General features: G+C 57.7%; 20 protein-coding genes. 7 read left to right on the top strand and 13 right to left on the bottom strand.

Features of this window, described 5'->3' with window-relative positions:
- Position 1 precedes the first annotated feature (1 nt).
- Complete coding sequence (locus tag ACZ5FP_RS02355) at positions 2-478, bottom strand: MarR family winged helix-turn-helix transcriptional regulator (RefSeq protein WP_464663143.1); 477 nt, start codon at positions 476-478, stop codon at positions 2-4.
- Positions 479-632: 154 nt separating this feature from the next.
- Here ACZ5FP_RS02355 and ACZ5FP_RS02350 point away from each other — a divergent pair, with 154 nt between their 5' ends.
- On the top strand, positions 633-1,055 hold the full coding sequence (locus ACZ5FP_RS02350) for an organic hydroperoxide resistance protein (RefSeq protein WP_346306693.1): 423 nt from the start codon (positions 633-635) through the stop codon (positions 1,053-1,055).
- Between the two features lie 183 nt (positions 1,056-1,238).
- Positions 1,239-2,060 carry an alpha/beta fold hydrolase gene (locus ACZ5FP_RS02345; RefSeq protein ID WP_464663142.1) on the top strand — a complete coding sequence of 274 codons (822 nt, stop codon included), beginning with the start codon at positions 1,239-1,241 and terminating at the stop codon, positions 2,058-2,060.
- A 54-nt stretch (positions 2,061-2,114) separates the two neighbouring features.
- On the opposite strand, the gene ACZ5FP_RS02340 is transcribed toward ACZ5FP_RS02345, so the two are convergent.
- The 5 genes from ACZ5FP_RS02340 to tam all read right to left on the bottom strand — a co-directional run bounded on the left by ACZ5FP_RS02340 (position 2,115) and on the right by tam (position 9,316).
- Positions 2,115-4,166, bottom strand: a complete 2,052-nt coding sequence (locus tag ACZ5FP_RS02340) for a M3 family metallopeptidase (protein WP_464661914.1) — start codon at positions 4,164-4,166, stop codon at positions 2,115-2,117.
- A 163-nt stretch (positions 4,167-4,329) separates the two neighbouring features.
- Positions 4,330-5,553, bottom strand: a complete 1,224-nt coding sequence (locus ACZ5FP_RS02335; RefSeq protein WP_288191916.1) for an argininosuccinate synthase — start codon at positions 5,551-5,553, stop codon at positions 4,330-4,332.
- Positions 5,554-5,671: 118 nt separating this feature from the next.
- Positions 5,672-7,372 (bottom strand): ArnT family glycosyltransferase, encoded by a 1,701-nt coding sequence (locus ACZ5FP_RS02330; RefSeq protein ID WP_464661912.1) that lies wholly within the window; start codon positions 7,370-7,372, stop codon positions 5,672-5,674.
- 112 nt (positions 7,373-7,484) lie between these two features.
- Positions 7,485-8,276, bottom strand: coding sequence for a phosphatase PAP2 family protein (locus tag ACZ5FP_RS02325; RefSeq protein ID WP_464661910.1), 792 nt, complete (start codon positions 8,274-8,276; stop codon positions 7,485-7,487).
- A 206-nt stretch (positions 8,277-8,482) separates the two neighbouring features.
- A complete protein-coding gene (tam, locus tag ACZ5FP_RS02320) occupies positions 8,483-9,316 on the bottom strand; it encodes a trans-aconitate 2-methyltransferase (RefSeq protein ID WP_464661908.1) in 834 nt (277 codons plus the stop codon).
- A 97-nt stretch (positions 9,317-9,413) separates the two neighbouring features.
- Here tam and ACZ5FP_RS02315 point away from each other — a divergent pair, with 97 nt between their 5' ends.
- Together ACZ5FP_RS02315 and ACZ5FP_RS02310 are read left to right on the top strand one after the other, a co-directional pair.
- Positions 9,414-10,364, top strand: a complete 951-nt coding sequence (locus ACZ5FP_RS02315; RefSeq protein ID WP_464661906.1) for a LysR family transcriptional regulator — start codon at positions 9,414-9,416, stop codon at positions 10,362-10,364.
- A 70-nt stretch (positions 10,365-10,434) separates the two neighbouring features.
- Positions 10,435-11,076: a LysE family translocator gene (locus tag ACZ5FP_RS02310; RefSeq protein WP_346306687.1), complete on the top strand. Its 642-nt coding sequence runs from the start codon at positions 10,435-10,437 to the stop codon at positions 11,074-11,076.
- Between the two features lie 6 nt (positions 11,077-11,082).
- Here the strand turns inward: ACZ5FP_RS02310 and ACZ5FP_RS02305 are convergent, their stop codons facing one another.
- The 5 genes from ACZ5FP_RS02305 to ACZ5FP_RS02285 form a co-directional block, all read right to left on the bottom strand.
- Positions 11,083-11,523 carry a hypothetical protein gene (locus ACZ5FP_RS02305; RefSeq protein WP_464661904.1) on the bottom strand — a complete coding sequence of 147 codons (441 nt, stop codon included), beginning with the start codon at positions 11,521-11,523 and terminating at the stop codon, positions 11,083-11,085.
- Complete coding sequence (rlmN, locus tag ACZ5FP_RS02300) at positions 11,520-12,701, bottom strand: dual-specificity RNA methyltransferase RlmN (protein ID WP_464663141.1); 1,182 nt, start codon at positions 12,699-12,701, stop codon at positions 11,520-11,522. The genes ACZ5FP_RS02305 and rlmN overlap by 4 nt, the downstream gene beginning before the upstream one ends.
- A 180-nt stretch (positions 12,702-12,881) precedes the next feature.
- Positions 12,882-13,385 carry an invasion associated locus B family protein gene (locus tag ACZ5FP_RS02295; RefSeq protein ID WP_223613917.1) on the bottom strand — a complete coding sequence of 168 codons (504 nt, stop codon included), beginning with the start codon at positions 13,383-13,385 and terminating at the stop codon, positions 12,882-12,884.
- A 296-nt stretch (positions 13,386-13,681) separates the two neighbouring features.
- Positions 13,682-14,062, bottom strand: a complete 381-nt coding sequence (locus ACZ5FP_RS02290; protein ID WP_464661902.1) for a YkvA family protein — start codon at positions 14,060-14,062, stop codon at positions 13,682-13,684.
- Between the two features lie 78 nt (positions 14,063-14,140).
- Positions 14,141-14,437, bottom strand: a complete 297-nt coding sequence (locus tag ACZ5FP_RS02285) for a 4a-hydroxytetrahydrobiopterin dehydratase (protein WP_464661900.1) — start codon at positions 14,435-14,437, stop codon at positions 14,141-14,143.
- 56 nt (positions 14,438-14,493) lie between these two features.
- On the opposite strand from ACZ5FP_RS02285, the gene ACZ5FP_RS02280 reads away from it, so the two are divergent.
- Entirely contained in the window at positions 14,494-14,964 is a 471-nt protein-coding gene (locus tag ACZ5FP_RS02280) for a low molecular weight protein-tyrosine-phosphatase (RefSeq protein ID WP_464661898.1), read from the top strand.
- Here ACZ5FP_RS02280 and thpR read toward each other — a convergent pair.
- Complete coding sequence (thpR, locus tag ACZ5FP_RS02275; protein ID WP_105734179.1) at positions 14,916-15,509, bottom strand: RNA 2',3'-cyclic phosphodiesterase; 594 nt, start codon at positions 15,507-15,509, stop codon at positions 14,916-14,918. The two genes, ACZ5FP_RS02280 and thpR, sit on opposite strands and share 49 nt — an antisense overlap.
- A gap of 220 nt (positions 15,510-15,729) precedes the next feature.
- Entirely contained in the window at positions 15,730-16,410 is a 681-nt protein-coding gene (locus tag ACZ5FP_RS02270; RefSeq protein ID WP_464661896.1) for an arylesterase, read from the bottom strand.
- A gap of 70 nt (positions 16,411-16,480) precedes the next feature.
- Here ACZ5FP_RS02270 and ACZ5FP_RS02265 point away from each other — a divergent pair, with 70 nt between their 5' ends.
- Both ACZ5FP_RS02265 and ACZ5FP_RS02260 read left to right on the top strand, forming a co-directional pair.
- Complete coding sequence (locus ACZ5FP_RS02265; RefSeq protein ID WP_223613912.1) at positions 16,481-17,185, top strand: ABC transporter ATP-binding protein; 705 nt, start codon at positions 16,481-16,483, stop codon at positions 17,183-17,185.
- Positions 17,182-19,746 carry an ABC transporter permease gene (locus ACZ5FP_RS02260; protein ID WP_464661894.1) on the top strand — a complete coding sequence of 855 codons (2,565 nt, stop codon included), beginning with the start codon at positions 17,182-17,184 and terminating at the stop codon, positions 19,744-19,746. The genes ACZ5FP_RS02265 and ACZ5FP_RS02260 overlap by 4 nt, the downstream gene beginning before the upstream one ends.
- Positions 19,747-19,805 lie beyond the last annotated feature (59 nt).

Genomic DNA, 19,805 nt, shown 5'->3' with positions numbered 1-19,805 from the left:
GCTACTTCACCTCTTCAATGCTTTCAATCAGATTGTCCCGCATAGCGATCAGTTCCGATCGCAGGGACTTTGCTTCGTCCATGGTACAGCCGAAAGCCTTGCTCATGGCGACCGGTACTGCCTCAGCGCGTGCACGCATTGCGCGCCCGTCTGCAGTCAAGCCAATCAAGACCTGCCTTTCGTCCACCGTGTCACGGCGGCGCGTGATCAGACCAGCCGTTTCCAGGCGCTTAAGCAACGGCGTGAGCGTGCCCGAGTCCAGGCTGAGCTTCTCGCCGATTGCCTTGACGGTCTGGTTTTCCTCTTCCCAGAGGACAACCATGACAAGATATTGCGGATAAGTCAGGCCCAGCGCCGCGAGGCGGGGCTGATAGGCCCGCGTCACCGCATTGGCCGTGGAATAGATGGCAAAGCACAGGAAGTTCTCCAGGCTAAGGAGGGATTCCTGATCGTCTACGCCCGTCTTCTCCATCGTCATCACTCCATTTGTATTTCCGCATACAATACACAAAGCAATTAAATTGCGCATCATTTAATTTTTCAAAATCATATGCGATTTCATATTGCGTACAATTTAATTGTGTGCAACTTAATATGCATCGAACAATCCAACTCAACCAAAGGAGCCAATGATGAGCATTCTCTACACAACCAAAGCGACAGCAACAGGCGGACGTGACGGCACTGCATCGAGTGAAGATGGCCGCCTGAAGGTAACGCTATCGACACCGAAGGAATTGGGCGGCAACGGCGCCGAAGGCACCAATCCCGAGCAGCTCTTTGCTGCGGGCTATTCCGCCTGCTTTATCGGCGCAATGAAGTTTGTTGCCGCGCAGAAGAAGATCAAGCTCGCCGATGACACATCGGTCACGGCAACCGTGGGTATCGGCCCGCGCGACGATGGCAAGGGTTTTGGCCTTGATGTGGCTCTCGCCGTATCGCTGCCGGGAATCGAGGCAGCCACCGCCCGTGAGATCGTTGATGGTGCCCATATCGTTTGTCCCTATTCCGAAGCCACCCGAAGCAATCTGAAGGTCCGTATCTCGATCAATTAAGACGCCGCAGGTGTTGGCAGAGGAATGAAGGCCATGGGCAAGACCGGACTGACATCACGCCGTTCCTTCCTGACAGCGACGGCGGCACTCGTCGCGGCTGTCAGCCTCAAGGTCGGCGACGCAGACGCAGCAGACAAGATCAGCAAAACCAAATCCAAGGAAGCCGTGAAAGGGCACAAGACCATGAGCACGTTTATCACCAAGGATGGAACCGAGATTTATTTCAAAGACTGGGGCAAGGGACAGCCCGTCGTATTCAGTCATGGCTGGCCGCTCAATGCCGATGCCTGGGAAGACCAGATGGTCTTCCTCGCCTCCAATGGCTACCGCACCATTGCCCATGACCGGCGCGGCCACGGCCGTTCCAGCCAACCTTGGAATGGCAACGACATGGACACCTATGCGGATGATCTGGCTGAACTCTTCGAGAAGCTTGATCTGAAGGACGCCATCATGGTCGGTCATTCTACGGGCGGTGGTGAAGTCGCCCGCTATATTGGCCACCACGGCACCAAGCGTGTTGCCAAGGCCGTACTGGTTGGGGCCGTTCCGCCGTTGATGCTGAAGACCGCCGCCAATCCCGGGGGCCTGCCAATGGAAGTGTTCGATGGCATTCGTGCCGGTGTGACTGCGGACCGCTCGCAGTTCTTCAAGGATCTGACAGCGCCGTTTTACGGAGCCAATCGTCCTGGCGCCAAGGTGTCGCAGGGTGTACGCGATGCCTTCTGGGCTCAGGGTATGCAGGGTGGTTTGAAGAACGAGCTCGATTGCATCAAGGCATTTTCGGAGACTGATTTCACCGAAGATCTGAAGAAGTTCGACGTTCCGACCCTGTTCGTCCACGGCGACGATGATCAGATTGTGCCGATCGATGACTCGGCCAAAATCGCCACGACACTGGTCAAGGGTTCGAAACTTACGATTTATCCGGGCGCTCCGCACGGTCTGGCAACGACCCACAAGGATCAGCTTAACAAGGACCTGTTGGCTTTCGCCAAGGCATGATCCGCTGATGTGAAAAACCCGCCGTGTTTTCAGCGCGGCGGGTTTTTACTTGGATCAGGCAAGACCGCGCTTCTCGATCATCGCATCGGGTGTCGGCATCTTGCCGCGGAAAGCCTTGTAGAGCTCTTCCGGATCGCGGCTGCCGCCAGCCGAATAGATATATTGCTTGAGCTTCCTGGCGAGGTCGGTATTGAACACGTCGCCGGTTTCCTCGAATGCCTTGAACGCATCGGCATCCAGCACTTCCGACCACATGTAGGAATAATACCCGGCGGAATAGCCGTCGCCGGAGAAGACGTGCGTAAAATGTGGGGTGCGATGACGCATGATGATCGCGTCGGGCATGGACAGACTTTTCAGCGTGTCAGCCTCGAACTGGATCGGGTCGGTTGGCGGTGTGCCGTCCGCATGGAAAGCCATGTCGACCAGCGCTGACGAAGTGAATTCCACCGTGTTGAACCCGGCATTGAAGGTGTTGGCAGCCAGCACCTTGTCGAGGAGCGCCTTGGGCATCGCCTCGCCGGTGCGGTAGTGGACCGCATACTTTTCCAGAACTGCGGGTACCGTCAGCCAATGTTCGTAGAGCTGCGAAGGCAGTTCGACAAAGTCGCGCGAAACCGATGTGCCCGACACGGCCGGCCACGTCACGTCGGACAATAGGCCGTGCAAAGCATGGCCGAACTCGTGGAAGAGAGTGCGTGCCCCGTCCAACGAAAGAAGCGCGGGCTCACCCTTCGGCGGTTTGGCGAAATTCATCACGTTGTAGATGATCGGCGTCTGGCCGCCGTCGAGCTTGTGCTGCGATTGCAATGCGCTCATCCAGGCGCCGGAACGCTTGGATTGACGGTTGAAATAATCGCCCAGAAAAACACCGCGGCGGGTGCCATCCGGATTCTGGACCTCCCACACCCGTACATCGGGATGCCAGGTCGCTATGCCGGTCTTCTCTTCAAAGCGGATGCCAAAGAGCCGGGTTGCCACGTCGAAACAAGCTTCGATGATCTTTTCCAGCTGCAGGTATGGTTTCAGTTCCGCCTCGTCGAACGCAAAGCGCTCATTGCGCAGTTTCTCTGCGTAGAACCGCCAATCCCATGGAGCAACCTTGTGGTTGCGCCCTTCGGCGGCGATCAGGCGTTCCAGATCAATCTCTTCTTCGGCAGCGCGGTTGCGCGCCTTGTCCCACACCGGTTCGAGCAGGTCCATGACGGCCTTCGGTGTCTTGGCCATGGTGTCGTCCAGCTTGTAGGCGGCAAAACTGTGATAACCGAGCAACTTGGCCTTTTCTGCACGCAGCGCCACCATCTCGGCAACAATTGCACGGTTGTCGCTTGCTCCGCCGTTCTCGCCGCGCGCGGCCCAGGCACGAAACGCTTTTTCCCGCAGGCCGCGGTCTTCAGAGAAGGACAGGAAAGGCTCGATGATCGAACGCGAAAGGGTGACAGCCCAGGCGTCCGGCCGATCGCGCTCCTCGGCAGCACCGCGCATGGCAGCACGCACGAAGTCCGGCAGGCCTTTCATCTGCGCTTCATCGGTGATGAAAAGCGCCCAGTCGGCTTCATCCTTCAGGACATTCTGACCAAACTGTGCGCCAAATCCCGCAAGCTTTTCATTGATGTCTGCAAGGCGTGCTTTGCCCTGCTCATCCAGCCGCGCGCCGCTGCGTACGAAGCCCTTCCATGTCTTCTCAAGAACGCGATCCGTTTCGGCGTCAAGGCCGAGGAAATCGCGTTGTTCGTAGAGCGAGTCGATACGGGCAAACAGCTGTGGGTTCATCATGATGGACGAATAGTGGCGGGACATCTTGGGCGCGATGATGCGCTCCAACGCCTGTATGGTGTCGTTGGTATTGGCCCCGGCCCGCATCCAGAAAATGGAAGAGACGCGGTTGAGACCTTCGCCGGATAGCTGCAAGGCCTTCAGCGTATTGTCGATGGTCGGTGCCTCGTGATGGTTGATGATCGCGTCAACATCGGCAAGATCGGCCCCAAGTGCCGCATCAAAGGCCGGGGCAAAATCGTCGTCGGTAAAGGCAGTGAAGTCGGGAAGTCCGAGCGGTCCGGTCCAGTCCGTCAGTGCGGGATTGATGGCTGGTTTCTGTGAGGACATGGGAAGGCTCCGTCATGGCTGATGAACTCTGGCTTTAACATCTAAGCTCGCAACTGAGTGATCACAAGTCGGCAGGCACAGAAAGCGCGGCACGAATGTATATCCAATGGTCAGCCAACAAAAAACGGGGCTTGCGCCCCGTTCTCAGTCGATATTTGCAGGATCAGCTGTTGCGCTTGCGGGCAGCCAGCGTGCGCAGGCGCAGGGCGTTGAGGCGGATAAAGCCCGCCGCGTCCTTCTGATCATAGGCGCCGCGATCATCCTCGAAAGTCACGAGCGCATCGGAATAAAGTGACTTTTTCGACTTGCGGCCGGATATCATGACATTGCCCTTGTACAGCTTCAGGCGCACGACGCCCTCCACATCTTCCTGGCTCTTGTCAATCATGGCCTGCAGCATTTCGCGCTCCGGCGAATACCAGAAGCCATTGTAGATCAGTTCCGCATAGCGTGGCATGAACTCATCCTTGAGGTGCGCCGCACCGCGATCCAGTGTGATCGACTCCATGGCGCGATGGGCAGCGAGAAGGATCGTGCCGCCGGGGGTTTCATAGACGCCGCGTGATTTCATGCCAACGAAACGGTTCTCGACCAGATCAAGGCGACCGATACCGTTGTCGCGGCCGAGATCGTTGAGTGTCTTCAGCAATGTTGCCGGAGAAAGCGGCTTGCCGTCGATAGCGACGGCGTCGCCCTTCTCGAAGGCAATTTCGATTTCCGTGACCTTGTCGGGCGCTTCCATCGGCGAAATCGTGCGCTGATGCACGTATTCCGGCGCTTCCTGCCACGGATCTTCCAGAACCTTGCCTTCGGATGAGGAGTGCAGCAGGTTTGCATCAACGGAGAAGGGGGCTTCGCCGAGCTTGTCCTTGGCGATCGGAATCTGGTGTTCGCGGGCAAATTCCAAAAGATCGGTGCGCGACTTGAATGTCCAGTCGCGCCACGGGGCGATAACCTTGATATCAGGATTCAGCGCGTAGGCGGAAAGTTCGAAACGAACCTGGTCATTGCCCTTGCCGGTCGCCCCATGGGCGATGGCATCGGCTCCGGTGCGTGCCGCGATCTCAACGAGGTGTTTTGAAATCAGCGGCCGCGCAATGGACGTGCCGAGCAAGTAGACGCCTTCATAGACGGCATTGGCCCGGAACATCGGGAACACGAAGTCGCGCACGAATTCTTCACGCACGTCTTCGATATAGATTTCCTTGATGCCGAGCATTTCGGCTTTTTTGCGCGCAGGTTCCAGCTCTTCGCCCTGGCCGAGATCGGCAGTGAAGGTAACGACTTCCGCACCCAGTTCCGTTTGCAACCATTTGAGGATAATCGATGTATCGAGACCGCCGGAATAGGCCAGCACGACTTTCTTGACGTCTTTCCACTTGTTCATTCTGTTTCCCTGACCGCTGTGCAGTCTCGCTATCGTTTGGTGAAGATGGAGGTTCTTTTATCAGGTGAGGGGATGTTGGCAAGATCGCCATTGGCTGCAGCGGACCTGCACAGGGAAATCAGCTGCGGATAGCCACGTAACCGTGCTCGCCATATCGCTCACGGGCCTCCTGCAACGTGCCTGTTTTCAGCGCAGAAATGAAATCCTGCATGTGAATGCGCCGCCAGCCGGCTGTAACCTCTTCCACGGCAAAACCCTGTTGGGCCAATGCATCTGCAATGTGCTTGTCTGTCGAAAGAACAACTTTCACGCCGGGATCAATCTCTGCGGGCGGAAACACGGTCGTTTGTTTGAATTGTGCATCAAAATTGGCGTGAAGCCGGATTTTCGCAGCGTCCAGCACGGGTCCGACGAAGAGGACCTGGTTCTCGGGGAGGTGCAATGTGTTGATCCTGGCCGCGAGCGGCTTGCCGATGTCCGGTACAAGCAGAGCCTTTGCAACGGGGGTAACGGCTAATGTGCTGGCCATGGCAAGCACGGCGGCGGAGGCTGCCAGACCATGCATTTTCAGGCGGGCGTTAACGACCCACAGCGTCGTCATGACGCCTGTGATCCCGGCTGCCAATCCTGCCACATATAGCGGCGACAACAATTGCATCCCCACCAAGAACACGCCGGCGATAGGGATGGCTGCAAACAGGATGATGATGCGCAAGACCTGCCGAACCAATTTTTCGAAGCGGGGATCTGTCACTTCCTGGAACCCGCAGGCGAGAAGCACGCAAAGCAGCGGTATAACGGGAATGACGTAACGGTGAGAGGGAAGGCTATTGAGGGAAAAAATAATCGAGACGGCAATGATCCAGCCGAGGAAAAAGGGGGCTATGCCGTTGAGTGAATCCCTCTCCAGTCTCAGTCCCGCTTTCCGTGCGCCATAGGAAAGCAACCCCAGCCAGACAAATGTCGGACCGATGAGGCCGGCGAAGCTGTGGATCAATCCCATGGCGATGATATCCGGATTGACATTGATCTTGTCTGAAATCTGGTCGGCAACGAAATCGGCCGAAAGCATGCTTGGTGTGTGCAGAGACTGATAGATGAACCAGATGCCGACGATGCCGAGGCACGCGGCGATTGTCAGGGGCTGCCACAGGCGATGGCGGCGCTGCCGCAGCGCCGGCACGGCCATGCAATAGATGAGGATGTAGCCGAGCATTGCCACGGGAAGGAGGCCCTTGGCCAGAATAGCCAATCCCGTACCCGCATAGGCAAGAATGCCATAGACGTGGTGATGGTCATCACGGAAGAGAAGGCCGACAAAGCCGAGCATGCCGATGAGCATGAACATGGTCAGAGGTATGTCGGGGATGGCGTTGATACAAGCGCGCAGGAAGACGGCATTCGTTGCCAGGAGCGAAGCCGCAAGCAATGCCGTCCGGTCATTGCGCGTGATAGTGCGGGCCAGGCAGAACGTGATCAGCAGCGTGGCCGCCCCGCCGATCAGCCACAGGAAGCGTGATCCGAGCACGGAGATCCCGAAGATTTTCATGCCGGCTGCGCTCATCCAGTATGTGAGTGGCGGCTTCTTCAGCCGGACGTCGCCCTCGGCCGTATGCGGTGTCAGATAATCACCGGTGTGCAACATGATGACAGCACCATTGGAGTAATGGCGCTCGTCGGGAAAATGCGTGATGAGGTTGCTGGCAAGCGGGAGAAGACTGACGATCAGGGCCAAGGCCAACATGAGAACAAAGCGCCGGCTTGCAGCCGAATCCACCGCATCGTCCGAAATGCTCAGGCTTGAATTCTTCTGAAGCATCGTCTGATTGTCGCGCTTGTTGTTGTCCCCTCAGTTTTAATAACCCGAACGAACAGTAGCGCCAATAAAAATTTATGTCTTCAACAGGGGACGTATTATGCGGGTTCGGCGGTTACTTGATTCTCTGTTTGGATGTGCCACGCCAATGCGCAGTCCATGACTCGCAAATCGTGGTCAGCACGCAGAAGACAATCACGGTTGAAAGAGACCCGAGGACGACGTCGGAGAGATAATGCCGGCCAAAAGCAACGCGAAGGAAATCGGTGGTTATGATGATAGCAGCGATGGGCCACATGAGCTTTTTCCTTGTCTGATGGGGCCACAAGGGCAAAAGGCAGACAAGCCAGGCTATCCCGGCAGCTTCCCCGGAAATAAAGGAGCAATTGTGCTGGCAGACGTGCGACCATTCAGCCGCCGCCACGAAGGGCTGCTCCCCGCCGAAAAGCCATGTGTTCGCGGGCCGCGGACGTCCGATGAATTCCTTCATGAATGCGTTGACCAACAGACCGGGGCCAATGGCCAGCGTAAGAAGTGATACGATTGATATGCGAATGCGCTCGTGATTCCAGCGGAGACCGGAGGCAACATCGCGCAGCGCGATGGTGACGACCACCGAAGCGGCGACGATGGGCAGGGCATAGAACACACGCCGCAGTGTCTTGAAAAGCGGCACCGATGCGGCAGGAAAATCCCCGCAAATTTTTGCGGTCGCAGTGGCGATGCAGTCAGAGCTCAGGAAGAAAAACGACGTAACGGCCTTGTCGATCTCAGGCGCGCGGTTAAACAGGATGGCCAGGGCCGCCCACACGAGGATAAGGCTGATCGCAAGGGCTGGCTGGCTCCAAACGCCGAAGCCATAGAGCGCTTTACCGCATGAAGCAGATGTTGTTCGGTAATAGACCATGCGGCTCTCAAAGGCTGAAAAACTTGCCTGTTCTGGCTTGCGATGATTGCAGTGTCATTACAGAGCATATTTTTCCAGTGACTGCAGAAAAGTATTTAATTAAGGCCGCGCAATGTCAGTATTTTGATGTCTTAAATGCAAATAGCGGCCATTGGGCCGCCATGGGTATGGAAAATCCATGCTTCAGATAGGGCGTGAATGCCGCCTTAGCGGGTAGCTACCATGAAAAGCCGCGGGAAAGGCAGCAAAACCGTGCCATCAGGCAGAGCCGAATAAGCTTCCGCAACCGCGTCCGTATACCGTTCGAGATAGGACGCCCGTTCGGTTTCATTGAGCGGGTCCAGATATGGCCGCAGGCCCGTTCCTTTGAACCATTCGACCACGGCTGCAGCTCCTCCGGCAAGCGGGTGGTGGTAAGTGGTTTGCCAGATATCAACCCTGGACGCGATCGGCCGCAGGATTCGGTAATACCACTCCGCGCTCTGCCGCGGCGACCTTTGCCCCGCTGATTCCGCCAGTTTGGCAGCCCATGGGCCGTCAGCGGCTATTTCCCGCATCAGACGGTGTGTGGGTTCATCCAGATTGTTCGGAATCTGGATTGCGAGGCTGCCGTCCACGGCCAGTTTGCTGACAAGGGCCGGCAACAGGGCGCCGTGGTCCGGAAGCCATTGCAGCACCGCATTGGCAAGAATGACATCATAGGGTCCCTGTGCATCCCATCGTGCGATATCAGCGACGTCGAAGCGGATTTCGGGAAGCCGTTTGCGGGCTGCTTTGACCATATCCTCGGAGCTGTCCATTCCGGTTGCGACTGCCCTGGGAAAACGGGCAATGAGGACTTCCGTGGAATTGCCGGGACCGCAACCGATATCAATCACGGATCGGGCGTATACGCCGGGTACCGCCGCCAGGAGATCACGGACCGGACGTGTCCGCTCATCTTCAAATTTCACATATTGTTCGGCTGACCAGCTCACAACGGGTTTCCTTTTTGTTGCCCGCCGGATAGGCGGGGTCGATAGGGGCAAGTCATGGCGCATCGCTTGGCCCCAAAGCAGTGCATTGGCAGAATAGGCCTTCTGCTTTATGATTTCCAATGCATGCTTTTTACAATTTCAATACTTTTAAGGTATGGGTATGATTGATCTACGGCGTCTTCGCGCTTTTGTTGTCTTGGCAGAGGAAGGCCATGTGACGCGGGCTGCCGAGCGGTTGGGTATACAGCAACCGCCCTTGACGCGGCTCCTGCAGGGGCTGGAGGCGGAACTGGGTGTACTCCTGATGCACCGTATGCCGCGCGGCGTTCGCCCTACCGAGGCTGGGAAAGTGCTGTTCGATGAAGCCAAGATCATTCTGGAGCGCGCCAATGGTGTTGCCGATATGGTTCACCGGGCCGCACGCGGAGAACAGGGCCGTCTGGCCATCGGCTTCACCAGCTCTGCTGCCCTGCATCCTTTCGTGCCGAAAGCGTTGCGGGCTTTTCACGAAAGCCTGCCGAAACTTTCCGTCATGCTTGAAGAAGCCGGTACGGCTGAGCTGGTGGATGCGCTCATGCATGAGCGGCTCGACGCAGCCTTCATTCGCTCTCCCGTCGGACGGACGCCGGGCCTGCGGATCGATGCTGTGCTGGAGGAACCGATGCTCGTCGCGCTGCCGGTGGGGCATAGGCTGGCGCGGGATACTGCCTCGCGGCTGCTGCTGACAGAATTGGCCACCGAACCCTTCATTCTCTATCGCCGCACCGCAGGGCCAGGCCTCTATGACACCATTCTGACCGCATGCCGGGAGGCGGGGTTCAGCCCGGTTGTGGCGCAGGAGGCACCGCGCTTGACCGCAACGCTGAGCTTGGTGGCTGCAGGATTCGGTATTTCCCTCGTGCCTGCATCGATGCGGCGCCTTGGCGGCGACGATATCGCCTACCGGGCGGTTGCGGGCAGTTCCAAACTGATGGCCCCGTTGCTCCTCGCCATGCGGCAGACGCATCCGGCGCCGGCGCTCGCGCAATTTCGCGGTCTCGTGCAGCGCATGACAGCGGAAATGCGTGCAGCGAATCTGGCTGATGCCGCGGCGGATCGGGGAAATCGCTAGACCCCTCAGAATCGGGTGGCCAAAAGGACGGTTCCGCGTTAGCTTCCCCCAGTTTTCGACGGAGCCTCCCATGACCTTCATTCCCGAATGGCCGATTATCCTGCAGTTCGCGATTGCAACCTTTGTTCTTTCGATCACCCCGGGTCCCGATATGACGCTTTTCGTGGGGCGGGCTCTTTCCGAGGGAAAAGCGGCCGGGTTTGCGTGTCTGTCCGGTGCCAATTGCGGAATTGTGGTGCATACAACAATGGTCGCACTCGGCCTTTCCGCATTGATTATCGCATCGCCATCCGCATTCCTTGCGCTGAAAGTCGTTGGTGCGGGTTATCTCGTGTGGCTCGCCTTTCAGGCTATCCGCAAGGGATCAGCCTTTTCTCCGGAGAAGAAGAGCGGCCAGTCGCACACATTGTTCCAGAATTGGCTGACGGGGATCGGCATCAACCTGCTCAACCCCAAGATCATTCTGTTCTTCATGACGTTTCTGCCGCAGTTCGTTTCTGCAAGCGACCCGCATGCGCCGGGCAAGCTTTTCTTCCTTGGCCTGCTGTTCATTCCACTGTCGCTGCCGGTGGTAACGCCGATGATTCTTGCGGCTGACCGGTTTGCGGGTCTCCTGAAGAAGAACCCGACGGTTACGCGGGTGACCGATTGGCTGTTTGCTGGGGTGTTTTCGGCCTTTGCCACAAAAATCCTGATGGCTCAGGCGAAGTAGGCGCCTCTATGCGGCGGGGCCGCCGGAGGAGCGCGGGGGCATCACCAGCCCGGCGCTTCGCCCGGAAACAAGCCAATAGACAAAGCCTCCGACAACGCCGGTGGCGAGGATGGCCGCGAATGTGTCGATGTCTTCAGTCTGTGGCCGCCATTTCCAGACGATGATGACAACGGCGGTCGCTGCGCCGCCAAGGGCGTAGAACAACAAGTCCCGCCACGCGGTCAGTTCAGCAAACAAGATGAGGATACAGGCGGGAATGAAGACGCTGTAGCCAATCATCGTGGCAAAGATCGGAACCGTGGAATACAGGAATGGGCCTTCGCTTCCGATGGCTTCCGAGCTGCCAAGCCAGAGAAGGTTGAGAAACAACGATGCGGCGAAGGTCGCGCAAACGAAACCGAAAACGATCAGGGCAAAGCGGAAGATATAGAAGGTGATCTGGCTCAATCTTCACCGTGCCCGGCGATCATGGCAGCCTCAAATGCCAAACGCTCTGTCTTCTTCATCCGTTCCGATTCCGACTTCAGCTGACCGCACGCCGCCAGAATATCGCGGCCGCGGGGGGTGCGGATGGGTGAAGCATAACCGGCATTGTTGACGTAGTCAGCGAATTTCTCGATCTGCTCCCATTCCGAACACTGGTAATTGACGCCAGGCCAGGGGTTGAAAGGAATGAGATTGATCTTGGCGGGAATGCCTTTCAGCATGCGTACCAGTTCCTTGGCATCAGCGAGCGAGTCGTTCACACCCCTGAGCATCACATATTCGAAAGTAATGCGCTTGGAGTTGGACAGGCTTGGATAGGCCCGGCAGGCATCCAACAGTTCCTTGAGCGGATATTTCTTGTTGATCGGCACCAGCATATCGCGCAGGTCGTCGTTCACAGCATGCAGGGAAATGGCAAGCATGACGCCGATTTCCTCACCGGTGCGGTAAATCTCCGGCACGACGCCCGATGTCGACAGCGTGATGCGCCGCTTCGACAGAGACAGGCCGTCACCGTCTGATGCAATCAGCAGTGCCTTCTTGACGTTCTCGAAATTGTAGAGCGGTTCGCCCATGCCCATCATGACGATATTGGAGACCTTGCGGCCTTCTGCCGGAACAATGGCACCGTCCTGTGTGTTCCGGTCCGGAAAATCACCAAGCCGGTCACGGGCAATCAGAAGCTGCGAGAGGATTTCCTCGGCTGTCAGGTTGCGAACCAGTTTTTGTGTGCCCGTATGGCAGAAGGAACATGTGAGCGTGCAGCCGACCTGGCTGGAAATGCACAGCGTGCCGCGGCCTTCCTCGGGAATATAAACGGTTTCAATCTCGACAGGCCGGCCAGCACCGCGCGGCGGAAAGCGAAACAGCCATTTGCGCGTGCCGTCAGTGGAGATCTGTTCCTCGACGATTTCCGGCCGGGCAATGGTGAAATGCCGGTCGAGGAGCTCGCGCATATCGCGGGAAATGTTGAGCATATCGGCAAAATCCGACACACCGCGGACATAGAGCCAGTGCCAGAGCTGGGCGACGCGCATCTTGACCTGACGCTCGGCCACGCCGATTTCGGCCAAAGCCTCGCCCATCTCGGCACGGGACAGGCCGATCAGTGTCGGCTTGCCGTTCATGGCGGCAAGCATGGCATCACGGGATTTCTCCCGGGCGAAGGACTGTGTCTCAGGCAAAACGGACATTGGGTTTTCTAACGTTCTCTAGTGAAGCGCGGCTCATATCATGTTCTGGCCGTTCCGTCACCTCCACAAGCAAAAAGGCCGGACACGTGTTGTCCGGCCTCTGCAAAAGGAGAAGATTCAGGCGGTTTACTTGCAGGTGGCGATGGCTTTGAGCGCCGCCGATACGCCCTTGAGCGAATAGGTGTAGCTGGTCTTTGTCCCGCGCTTGGAAACCGCGGCGATGGACATGGTATGGCCGGTACGCAGCGCCGCCACAAGCTGCGGCTCTTCCGCTGCGTTTTCCATCCAGCCATGGCTGCCATTGGTGAACATGGAGAAGCTGCGTGAATCGATGGTGACCGTCACTTTCGAATTGACCTGAAGGTCGTACCCGGCCTTGAATTGCGGTTCGAAGCTGACGTTCTGGCCGGGCTTCTGGCTGACCATGAAGAAGTTGTCGCCGTGATCAATCTTTGCGGGCTGCTTGTCGACCGGTACGGACAGGACATAGCAAACCTTGCCCTTGCCCTGCTGGTAGCTATAGGCGCCCCATGCGTTGAACTGGCTGATCTGACTTGGGGTCTGGGCAAGAGCCGTCCCTGTCAGCCCAAGCATGAGCACAGAGGTCGCTGCGATTGATTTTCCAAACATGTTACCTACCAGTTTTTATCGTTCATTTCATAACTGACGAACCGGCAAGAGCCGCCAGGCTCCACTGTCCAGTTCGCTTTCTCTTAATTTGACTTAATCTGGGTTACCAAACGGTGAAGACGGGGTCAAAAAAGCGATTTTGTCAGCGAGAAGATCACGTTGTCCGTGCAAAATCCCACGGTGGCACTCCAGCGGAATAAAAGCGGCGACACTTTGACAATTCATCCCATCACGCGGATGTGATGCAAAAACGGCTGGTAACGGTTCCGGATTCTCCAGACTTACCGCCCGATACCCTAGTTGTCCTTGTCCAGGTCCTCGATTGCTTTCTTTGCCGCCTCACGATGCGCTGGTGTCACATGGTTGCGAATGGCATTCAGTGCAGCCATCAGCACCGCAGCGTCGTCGGTAAAGCCAAGGCCAACAATAAAATCGGGAATGATGTCGAACGGCATGACAAAGTAGGCAAGCGCGGCAAGAAGCGTACCGCGAACCCATGTCGGAGTTGCAGGGTCCAAGGCACAATAGTACCCGGCAATCACCTCGTCGAGAAAGGGGATGGACTTGGCGGCCTTGCGCGCAGTTTTCCAGAACCGGGCTCGCACGGTTTCTTCGCGGGCACGCTGTTCATACGTGCTGCCTGGCCGCAGAATTTCACCAATCTTGACGTCGTCCATTCCTCTTCCTTCAGGTCTGTTCAGGAGACAACATGGGAAGACACGCCTGATGCTGCAAGAGTTTTGTCGATATTATCGTCAAAGGGCGGCGAAACGGTCCATCGCCCTGGCCATTGTGACATCAAGTTCGGTGACGCCGTCGGCGTCGTGGGTGGCAAGAGTGACGTCAACGCGATCGTAGACGTTGAACCATTCGGGATGATGGTCCATCTTTTCGGCGATAAGGGCCACACGGGCCATAAAGCCGAATGCCGCATTGAAATCCTCGAATTTGAATGATTTGTTGATTGCCTCGCGGTCACCGGTCCTGGACCAGCCGGTCAGCTCCTGCAATGCCTTGTCGAGTTCGCTGGGATTTAACCGGTTGCGCGCCATGCTGTGTTTCCTCATATACGGTCACTGCTTTGCTTCCAACCATAGTGCAACGGACCATGAAAACCCATCCACTTCGCTCTGTCCTTTTTGTCTGTCTGGGCAATATCTGCCGGTCGCCGCTGGCAGAAGGTGTGTTCCGGTCGGTTCTTGCAGCAGAGGGAAAAGACCAGGGCATCCATATCGATTCCGCCGGAACCAATGGCTATCACACGGGCGAGGCGCCCGATGAGCGCTCCATCCTGGCGGCCAGGCAACACGGGATCGATATCTCCGACCAGCGTTGCCGGCAGCTCAAGGCGGAGGATTTCGTAAGTTTTGATCTGATCCTTGGCATGGACCGCGCCAACGTCGCAGCCATCCAGGCCCGGCGACCCGCCAATGCGACCGCCGAGATCGGGCTCTTCAGTGAAATCGCACTTGGCGAAGCCAGTCAGATTCCCGATCCCTATTACGGCACCCAGGCCGATTTCGAACGGGTTTATCGGATGGTTCTTAAGGCCTCCAAAGGCCTCTCGAAGCGTTTCTGATAGGTGCGTGCCGATTCCAGCGGCCATGCTTCCTCGACGATGTAAGGGCCGCCGCCGACGGAATCGCGTGATGACATCAGGACAAAGCGCCCGATGGTGAAGGGCATGGTGGAAAAGTTGCCGCGCGAGGCGAGATAGTGCGCCACTTCTTCGTTGCGGGCATTGCGCAAGCGCGCCAGCGTGACATGCGGCGTGAATTTCCGCGGATCGGCCGGCAGCATCAACCGCTGGCAAATGCGCTCGATTTCCGCATGCAACGCCTGAATATCAGGGGAGGGCGAAACGGCGGCAAATACGCTGTGGGGTTTCTTGGACCCGAACGCGTTGACGCCCGAAAGCTGCAGGGTGAATTCCGGCCGCCTTATCCGATCAAGCGCGTTGGCGACCTCGTCGGCCACGTGGCCTTCGACATCACCGATGAAGCGCAGCGTGATGTGATAGTTTTCAACATCGATCCATCGGGCACCTGGCAAACCACCGCGCAAGAGCGACAGTGAGAGAGCGGCGTCCCTCGGGATCTCGAGGGCAGTAAAGAGACGCGGCATAAGGCATCCTCCCCGAATCGAGTTGTAACCTCAGGGAATCATTGAATGAGTCCAAGAGCAAGGCACAATTTCACATTCTTTTGCGCCGCGACAAATAAGACACGCAAGATGTGGTGTGAAGATGACAACAATGTGGATGGCTTGCCCTTGAGGTTAAGGGCATCGGGATGATCAAATAGGCCCTGGGCCTGTCTTGCCCAAGGGCTCTACAGAGAAAGCCTCACTGCTCGGTGTCGGATGTATCCGAGGTAACCGTTGGCTGCTTGATGGTCTTCTGCATGATGGGAAGGAACCCCTTCACCATGACCGCAACGCCTTGGGTGGTCGGGTGCATTCCATCCGCCTGCAGCAGCGAGGCCTGTGTCGCAATACCCTCCATGAAGAACGGATAAAGCGGAACATCATATTTCTTGGCGAGATCAGGGAAGATTGCGTTGAATTTCTCTTCGTAATCGCCGCCCATGTTCGGTGGGGCGAGCATTCCGGCGAGAATGATCTGAATTTTGCGCTTCTGCAGCTTTTCGATCATCTCGGCCAGGTTCTTTTCGCTGATCTCCGGCGAGATGCCGCGCAACGCGTCATTGGCGCCCAGCTCGAGGATGACGAGATCGGTGCCATCCGGGACGGACCAATCAAGGCGTGCAAGGCCCCCGGTCGTGGTATCTCCGGCGACACCGGCATTGGCGATCGAAATCTCGACGCCCTTGTCTTTCAAGGACTTTTCCAGCTGTGCGGTGAAGGAATCCTGCACGGGAAGCTCGAAACCGGACATCAGGCTGTCGCCGAACCCGACAACGGAGAGAGCGTGGCCGGACACAGGATTTTGATTGGCCAAGGTCAGAGAGGGCAGGGCAACAAGGCCGAGCGACACAACGATCTTTATCAATGGTTTGAATATCATGTTCGGGTACCCATATCTGACCGGATGCGACTTAAGTCAGTGTCGACCATAGCGTAAAGGATCTGCATTCGTGACTAAATCTGTCATCACACTCGATCACATTGAGTTGACTCTTGGGACGGGTGCTTCCTCCGTGCATGTGCTCAAGGGCATATCCCTTGCCATCGTCGGCGGGCAATCGGTGGGCATCGTCGGGCCTTCGGGCTCTGGAAAGTCGACCTTGCTGATGGTGCTGGCCGGACTTGAGCGGATCGATTCCGGCTCAGTCGAGATTGCCGGGCAAAAACTGGAAACGATGAGCGAGGATGCAACGGCAGCCTTTCGCGGCAAGAACATCGGGATCGTTTTCCAGTCCTTCCACCTCATTCCCAACATGACTGCGCTGGAAAATGTCGCTGTTCCGTTGGAGTTGGCGGGGCATCCCGACGCCTTTGAGATCGCTCGGCGTGAGCTGGCCGCGGTCGGCCTGGCAGACCGGGTCACCCACTATCCGGGCGAGCTGTCCGGCGGTGAACAGCAGCGGGTGGCCATTGCCCGTGCCCTTGCTCCGTCACCGAAAATCCTGATCGCCGATGAGCCAACCGGCAATCTTGATACGACGACCGGCCGGCAGATCGCAGATCTGCTCTTCCAGAAACAGAAGGATCTCGGTCTTACCCTGGTGCTGGTGACCCACGATCCGGCGCTTTCGGCCCGCTGCGATCGCGAGATCAAAGTCCGTTCGGGACTGATCGAGGCGGATGAAGACGCCCCGCAACTGAAGAAAACCGCATGAGTGTCAAGGGTTCCGCTGCATCGCCGTCGCTCAAGCTGGCCCTGCGTTTCGCATTGCGTGAAATGCGCAATGGTCTATCGGGGTTCTATATTTTTCTTGCCTGCATTGCGCTGGGCGTAGCCGCGATTGGCGGCGTCAATTCGGTGGCCAATTCGGTCACATCGGGCATTTCCACGCAAGGGCAGGGCATACTTGGCGGAGATATCCGCTTTCAGCTCAATCAGCGCGAGGTCAATGCGGAAGAACGTGCCTTTGTTGAAAGCAAAGGCCGTGTCGCGGTCGCTGCCAACATGCGTTCCATGGCCCGGCTGGCCGATGGTTCCGATCAGTCTCTGGTGGAGGTGAAAGCCGTCGACAGTGCCTATCCGCTTTACGGATCGCTGGATACCGCGCCGAAGCTGGATAAGAGCGCTCTCTTTGCCGAAAAGGATGGTGCATTTGGTGCTGCCGTTGCCCAGATTTTTCTCGACCGGCTCAATCTAAAGCTCGGCGACCGGGTCTTGCTTGGCTCAGCCACATTTGAATTGCGGGCGGTGATCGACAACGAGCCGGATGTATTGTCGGATGGTTTTGGGTTTGCGCCGCGTTTTCTTGTCTCGCTTGAGGGATTGCGCGCCGCCGGCCTGGTTCAACCGGGCAGTCTGGTCGAACACAGCTACAAGATTGCCCTGCCAGCGGGTGCCAGCGAGGCAGATATTGCACGCATTCGCAATGAAGCGCAGGAAAAATTCCCGCAGGCCGGCTGGACCATCCGCAGCCGCTCCAATGCCGCTCCGTCGCTGAGTGCTAATGTCGAGCGGTTCTCGCAGTTTCTGACATTGGTCGGGTTGACGGCACTGATCGTCGGCGGCGTCGGCGTGGCAAATGCGGTCCGGGCTTATCTCGACGCAAAACGCGGTGTCATTGCCACGTTCAAGTCGCTGGGTGCGCCGGGCTGGTTTGTCATCGCCGTCTATCTCATTCAGATCGTGCTGATTGCCCTGCTCGGTATCGCCGCTGGCTTGATCCTGGCTGCAATTATTCCCTATGTCGCAGGCTACGCCCTGCAGAGCGTGCTGCCCATTGCGGCCAAGGGCGGCTTTTATCCGGGCGCGCTGGCGTGGGCCGCACTGTTCGGCCTGTTGACCACATTGGCGTTTGCCATCCTGCCCCTGGGCCGGGCACGCGATATTCCGGCGACGGCCTTGTTCCGCGAACAGGGTTTCGATCAGCGCGGCTGGCCAAAACCTGTCTATATCGCGGTGGCGGCTGTTCTTGTCGCCACGCTTTGCGTCCTGGCGGTGGTGTTCGCCTATGACCGGCGTATCGCCATCACGTTCATCGGTGCGGTCGCTTTCTCGTTCCTTGTGCTACGCGCCGTCTCCAGCCTTGTGCAGTGGCTGGCGCGCCGTGCGCCACGGGTTCGCTCCACGGCGCTTCGCCTTGCTATCGGCAATATTCACCGGCCCGGCGCGTTGACGCCGTCGGTCGTCCTGTCTCTCGGATTGGGGCTGACACTGCTGGTAACGCTGGCGCTGATTGATGGCAGCTTGCGCCAGCAGCTCGCCGGCAACTTGCCGGAACGGGCACCGAACTTTTTCTTTGTCGATATCCAGAGCACGCAGGTCGACCAGTTCACCAACCTTCTGCAGAAAGCCGCGCCACAGGGCAAGATTGTCAGCGCGCCAATGCTGCGCGGCCGCATCGTTGCGTTCAACGGCACGGATGTCGGCAAGTTGACCATACCGCCGGAAGGGGCATGGGTGTTGCGTGGGGATCGCGGCATTACCTACGCCAAGAAGATACCGGAAAACTCGGTGCTGACAGCGGGTACCTGGTGGCCCGAAGGTTACACCGGCGAGCCGCTGGTATCCTTTTCGGCCGAGGAGGCGCGTAACCTTGGCCTCAAGCTTGGCGATACGGTCACCGTCAATGCGCTCGGCCGCAACATCACGGCGCGCATTGCCAACTTCCGGCAAGTGGAGTGGGAATCGCTTGCGATCAATTTCGTCATGGTGTTCTCGCCCAATGCTTTTGCCGGCGCCCCGCATGCCTGGCTTGCCACGCTCACCGATCCCTCTGCGACAACACAGGAAGAGGCCACGGTCATGCGTGATGTGACCCGGGCTTTTCCTGCCGTCACGTCCGTGCGGGTGAAGGATGCCATTAGCATTGCCAATGAGCTGGTCGGACAGCTGGCGGTTGCGATCCGCGCCGCGGCGTCGGTGGCTTTGATCGCCTCCATCCTTGTGCTCGGCGGCGCGCTTGCGGCTGGCAACCGCGCCCGCGTGCATGACGCGGTGGTCCTGAAAACTCTTGGCGCCACGCGGCGCACTCTGATCAAGGCGTTCAGTTACGAATATGTCATTCTGGGGCTGGCGACAGCAACTTTCGCGCTCCTGGCTGGCGGATTGGCGGCCTGGTATGTGGTTGTACGGGTGATGAAGCTGCCTGCATCATTCCAGCCGGAAGTGGCCGTTTCCACGCTGGTCCTGGCGTTGGTTCTGACCGTCGGATTTGGCCTTGCGGGAACCTGGAGAATCCTTGGTCAAAAGGCGGCTCCGATCCTGCGAAACCTCTGAAATCGTTAAAAAAGCGTAATATGCGAGCATTTTGCCCGCATTTGCCTGCCAAACACGCG

The sequence above is a fragment of the Phyllobacterium sp. T2-21 genome (genome assembly GCF_055378485.1).
The sequence above is the reverse complement of the archived record's forward strand: the minus strand, read 5'-3'. Positions and strand labels throughout refer to the sequence as shown.